This is a genomic window from Streptomyces sp. NPDC007164, assembly GCF_040634135.1.
Taxonomy (GTDB): Bacteria; Actinomycetota; Actinomycetes; order Streptomycetales; family Streptomycetaceae; genus Streptomyces; species Streptomyces sanglieri.
In genome coordinates, this window is sequence record NZ_JBEYFB010000111.1 from 1 (window position 1) to 5,654 (window position 5,654).

A 5,654-nucleotide genomic window follows, 5' to 3' on the forward strand; every position below is an offset into this window, starting at 1 on the left:
CCCGGGGGGCCCCCCGCCGGCCCGCCCGGGCTGTTTTTCTTTCAGGGGCGCCGCTCGCCGTACGTTCCGCTCTCCGGGCGCCGTACATACACAGATACCCTTGACACGTGACCGACGCCCAAGAGACCGCAGCAGACACTTCACTGCGAACCACCGGGGGCGCTCCCCCGGACGACGTCGCCCCGGCGCCGATCCCCTTGCTCGAACCTCGCGAGGGCATTCCCCCGGTGGTGGCCTCCGACGACGCCCTCGCCCGGGTGATCGCCGACTTCGCCGGCGGCTCCGGCCCGGTGGCCGTCGACGCCGAGCGCGCCTCCGGCTACCGCTACGGCCAGCGCGCCTACCTCGTGCAGCTGCGCCGTGACGGCGCGGGCAGCGCGCTGATCGACCCCGTCGGCTGCCCCGATCTGTCGGGCCTCGGCGAGGTGCTGAGCGGCAGCGAGTGGATCCTGCACGCCGCCACCCAGGACCTGCCCTGTCTGCGCGAAATAGGGATGACTCCCACCGGGCTCTTCGACACGGAGCTGGCCGGACGGCTGGCCGGCTTCCCGCGCGTCGGCCTCGGCGCCATGGTCGAGAGCGTGCTCGGCTACTCGCTGGAGAAGGGCCACTCCGCCGTCGACTGGTCCACCCGCCCACTGCCCGACCCCTGGCTGCGCTACGCGGCGCTCGACGTCGAGCTGCTGATCGATCTGCGCAACGCCCTGGAGGAGGAGCTCGACCGGCAGGGCAAGCTCGGCTGGGCCCGCGAGGAGTTCGACGCGATCGCCGCGGCGCCGCCCGCTCCCCCGCGCAAGGACCCGTGGCGGCGTACGTCCGGCATGCACAAGGTCCGCCGGCGCCGCCAGATGGCAGTGGTGCGGGAGCTGTGGACCGCGCGCGACCAGGTCGCCCGGCGCCGCGACATCTCACCCGGCAAGGTGCTCGGCGACGCCGCGATCGTCGAGGCCGCGCTCGCGCTGCCGCCGAACACGCAGGCGCTGACCGCGCTGCCCGGGTACGGCCACCGCATGGGACGGCGCCAGCTGGAGCAGTGGCAGGCGGCCGTCGACCGGGCCAAGGCGCTGCCGGACAACGAGCTGCCACAGCCCGGCCAGACCCTCGCCGGTCCGCCGCCGCCCCGTGCCTGGGCGGACAAGGACCCCGCGGCGGCGGCCCGGCTCTCGGCCGCCCGCGCCGCGGTGTCGGAGCTCGCCGAGCGGCTGCACATGCCGCAGGAGAACCTGATCACCCCGGACACGGTGCGCCGGGTCTGCTGGGAGCCGCCGAAGAACCTGACGCCGGACGCGGTCGAGACCGCGCTCGCCGGGTACGGGGCGCGCGGCTGGCAGATCGCGCAGGTGGCCCCGCTGCTGGCCCGCGCGCTGGCGCCGACCCCCTGAGCTGCCGTCGCCGGAGGGCTCTTCGAGGGGCGTAATCGCGCCAGGTTGTGCGGCCCGCGGCCATGTCGTCTTCCCGATCGCCGGGCGGGGCTGAATTTTCAGCCCCGCCCGGCGATCGTCGTTCCGGGGCCGGAACGGCACCCGTACCGGGGCCCGCCCGCATGTGACCTTCACCGCTCCCGCCGTGGGGGGTGGGCAGTCTGGTTACCCGCAAGTAGCATGATGGTGGCGGCGCGCTTCCGGGCGTGCCGCGCAGCAGTGCCATCCCGCACCCTGGAGGAGAGCCACCGTGCCTCGTACCATCCGGGACGTCGTCTTCGTCGACGGCGTCCGCACCCCGTTCGGCAAAGCGGGCCCGAAGGGCATCTACCACGAGACCCGCGCCGACGATCTCGTCGTGAAGGCCATCCGGGAGCTGCTGCGCCGCAACCCGGACCTGGACCCCGCGAAGATCGACGAGGTCGCCATCGCGGCGACCACCCAGATCGGCGACCAGGGCCTGACGCTGGGCCGTACCGCCGGAATCCTGGCCGGGCTGCCGCAGTCCGTGCCCGGTTACTCCATCGACCGCATGTGCGCGGGCGCCCTGACCGCCGTCACCTCGACGGCCGGTTCCATCGCCTTCGGCGCGTACGACGTCGTCGTCGCCGGCGGTGTCGAGCACATGGGCCGCCACCCGATGGGCGAGGGGGTGGACCCCAACCCGCGCTTCGTGTCGGAGAAGCTGGTCGACGAGTCCGCCCTGTTCATGGGCATGACCGCGGAGAACCTGCACGACCGGTACCCCACGATCACCAAGCAGCGCGCCGACGAGTACGCGGTGCGTTCGCAGGAGAAGGCCGCCAAGGCGTACGCCAACGGCAAGATCCAGCAGGACCTGGTGCCGATCTCGGTGCGCCGCACCAACGCGGAGGCTGGCGAGACCGGCTGGGGCCTGGTCACCGCCGACGAGCCGATGCGCCCGGGTACCACCCTGGAGTCGCTCGCCGGTCTGAAGACCCCGTTCCGTGCCCACGGCCGGGTCACCGCCGGTAACGCCGCCGGTCTCAACGACGGCGCCACCGCCTCCCTGCTCGCCGCCGAGGACGTCGCCCGCGAGCTGGGCCTCCCGGTGAAGATGCGCCTGGTCTCGTACGCCTTCGCGGGCGTCGAGCCGGAGGTCATGGGTTACGGCCCGATCCCGTCGACCGAGAAGGCCCTGGCCAAGGCCGGGCTGTCCATCGACGACATCGGCCTGTTCGAGATCAACGAGGCGTTCGCCGTGCAGGTGCTCGCCTTCCTGGAGCACTACGGCATCGCCGACGACGACGCGCGTGTCAACCAGTACGGCGGCGCCATCGCCTACGGTCACCCGCTGGCCTCCTCCGGTGTGCGGCTGATGACTCAGCTGGCCCGCCAGTTCGAGGAGCAGCCGGAGGTCCGCTACGGCCTGACGACGATGTGCGTCGGCTTCGGCATGGGCGCGTCGGTCGTCTGGGAGAACCCGAACTTCAACGGAGGCAACAAGTGAGCTCCACCACTGAGCTTCTGAAGGGCGCGGCCGAGCTGTTCCCCGGCGAGGTCGTCACGCAGGCGCACGTACGTCACCTGGACCTTCCGGCCGGTGCGGGGCGCTTCGCCCTCATCACGCTGGACAACGGCCTGGACCACACCAAGCCGACCACCTTCGGACCGCAGTCGCTGGCGAACCTGAACGCCGCCGTCGACCAGGTCGAGAAGGAGGCCGCCGAGGGTGCGATCACCGGTATCGGCATCACCGGCAAGCCGTTCATCTTCGCGGTCGGCGCCGACCTCAAGGGCGTCGAGCTGCTGAAGAACCACGACGACGCGCTCGCCATCGGCAAGGGCGGCCACGACGTGTTCCGGCGTCTGTCCGCTCTCGCGGTCCCGACGTTCGCGTACTACAACGGCGCGGCGATGGGCGGCGGTGTCGAGGTCGGTCTGCACTGCTCGTACCGCACCGTCTCCAAGGCACTGCCCGCGTTCTCGCTGCCCGAGGTCTTCCTCGGTCTGGTCCCCGGCTGGGGCGGCTGTGCGCTGCTTCCCAACCTGATCGGTGCCGACCGCGCGGTCTCGGTCATCATCGAGAACTCGCTGAACCAGAACCGTCAGCTCAAGGGCAAGCAGGTCTTCGAGCTCGGGATCGCCGACGCGCTCTTCGAGGGCGCGGACTTCCTGGAGCAGTCGCTGATCTGGACCGCGAACGTGCTGAACGGCACGGTCACGGTGGAGCGCCCCGAGATCGACCGCGGTGACGCCTGGGACCAGGCCGTCGCGCGTGGCAGGGCGATCGCCGACTCCAAGGTGCACGGCGCCGCCCCGGCCGCGTACCGCGCGCTGGAGATCATCGCCGCGGCGAAGGACGGCGACCTGGCGGCCGGCTTCGACGCCGAGGACCAGGCGCTCGCGGACCTGATCATGGGCGGCGAGCTGCGCTCCGGGATCTACTCCTTCAACCTGGTCCAGAAGCGCGCCAAGCGCCCGGCCGGTGCCCCGGACAAGAACCTGGCCCGCCCGGTCACCAAGGTCGGCGTGGTGGGTGCGGGCCTGATGGCCTCGCAGCTCGCCCTGCTCTTCCTGCGCCGCCTCGAAGTGCCGGTCGTGCTGACCGACATCGACCAGGCGCGGGTCGACAAGGGTGTGGGCTACGTCCACGCCGAGATCGAGAAGCTGCTCGGCAAGGGCCGGATCAACCAGGACAAGGCCAACCGCCTCAAGGCCCTGGTCTCCGGTGTGCTGGACAAGGCGGCGGGCTTCTCCGACGCCGACTTCATCATCGAGGCCGTCTTCGAGGAGATCGGCGTCAAGCAGCAGGTGTTCGCGGAGGTCGAGGCGGTCGCCCCGGCGCACGCGATCCTCGCCACCAACACCTCGTCCCTCTCGGTCACCGAGATGGCGTCGAAGCTGAAGCACCCGGAGCGGGTCGTCGGCTTCCACTTCTTCAACCCGGTCGCGATCCTGCCGCTGCTGGAGATCGTCCGCGGCGAGCAGACCGACGACGCCTCGCTGGCCACGGCGTTCGGTGTGGCGCGGAAGCTGAAGAAGACCGCGGTGCTGGTGAAGGACGCCCCGGCGTTCGTCGTCAACCGCATCCTCACCCGCTTCATGGGCGAGATCCAGAACGTCATCGACGAGGGCACCCCGGTGGACGTCGCCGAGAAGGCCATCGAGCCGCTCGGTCTGCCGATGTCGCCGCTGGTGCTGCTGGAGTTGGTCGGCCCGGCCATCGGTCTGCACGTCTCGGAGACCCTGAACCGCGCCTTCCCGGACCGGTTCACCGTCTCGCAGAACCTGGCCGCGGTCGTCAAGGCCGGCAAGCGCGGCTTCTACGTCTACTCCGCCGAGAATCCAGCCAAGCCGGAGCTGGACCCGGAGGTCGCCGCGCTCCTGAAGCAGGGCGATGTCGTCCTGTCCGAGGAGCAGGTCCGCGACCGGGTCCTGGACGCGGTGGCGCAGGAGATCGGGCTGATGCTGGACGAGGGCGTCGTCGCCGAGGCCCAGGACATCGACCTCTGCCTGATCACCGGCGCGGGCTGGCCCTTCCACCTGGGCGGCATCACGCCGTACCTGGACCGTGAGGGCGTCTCGGAGCGGGTGAACGGCAAGAAGTTCCTGGCGCAGGGCGTGGCGAGCGTTCCGGCCTAGGGTCTTTCGTTTGGATCAGGTCGGATCAGGGAGCGGGGTCCGGTGTCGTGCATCGCAAGGCGGAGGAGGGAGTCGACGCGGAGCGTCGGCGACCGACGACAACGCGGCGAGGTGCGGCACCGGGGGACGCGAGCCCGGCATGATCCAAACGAGAGGCCCTAGCATCTGGTGGGTAGCGACGGACGGGCCGTGCGGAGAGATCTCCGTACGGCCCGTCCGGCATGTGCGGCCCCGGCGCTATGACGGGGGCACGGGCGCGCTGTCCCGTCCGGGGACTGCCGAACTCATGAACTGCTGAATCCATGAATTGCGAAATTATGCAATTCCCTACATGCTGTGGTGGCTGGGTCCGTAGGTAGCCGCGGGCACAGCACCAGTCGACGCCCCGGGGCGATGAGGAGCGCTGGAGACCGTGCCGGTTCCGCTGTACCAGGCCAAGGCCGAGTTCTTCCGGATGCTCGGGCACCCGGTACGCATCCGGGTGCTGGAACTCCTCCAGGACGGTCCGATGCCGGTACGGGGCCTGCTCGCCGAGATCGAGATCGAGCCCGCCGCGCTGTCCCAGCAGCTGGCGGTCCTGCGCCGGTCGGGAATCGTCACCGCGACCCGCGAGGGCTCGACAGTGGT

General features: G+C 70.9%; 4 protein-coding genes. All 4 read left to right on the top strand.

From position 1 onward, the window contains the following. The first annotated feature begins 107 nt into the window (after positions 1-107). Positions 108-1,382 (top strand): ribonuclease D, encoded by a 1,275-nt coding sequence (locus ABZ622_RS41530; RefSeq protein ID WP_360552471.1) that lies wholly within the window; start codon positions 108-110, stop codon positions 1,380-1,382. Between the two features lie 289 nt (positions 1,383-1,671). Beyond that, a complete protein-coding gene (locus tag ABZ622_RS41535) occupies positions 1,672-2,892 on the top strand; it encodes an acetyl-CoA C-acyltransferase (RefSeq protein WP_360552473.1) in 1,221 nt (406 codons plus the stop codon). Continuing rightward, positions 2,889-5,027, top strand: a complete 2,139-nt coding sequence (locus tag ABZ622_RS41540; protein WP_360552475.1) for a 3-hydroxyacyl-CoA dehydrogenase NAD-binding domain-containing protein — start codon at positions 2,889-2,891, stop codon at positions 5,025-5,027. Before ABZ622_RS41535 ends, ABZ622_RS41540 begins: the two co-directional genes overlap by 4 nt. Before the next feature lie 412 nt (positions 5,028-5,439). Continuing rightward, a partial coding sequence (locus ABZ622_RS41545; RefSeq protein ID WP_360552477.1) for a metalloregulator ArsR/SmtB family transcription factor occupies positions 5,440-5,654 on the top strand: 215 nt, incomplete at its 3' end.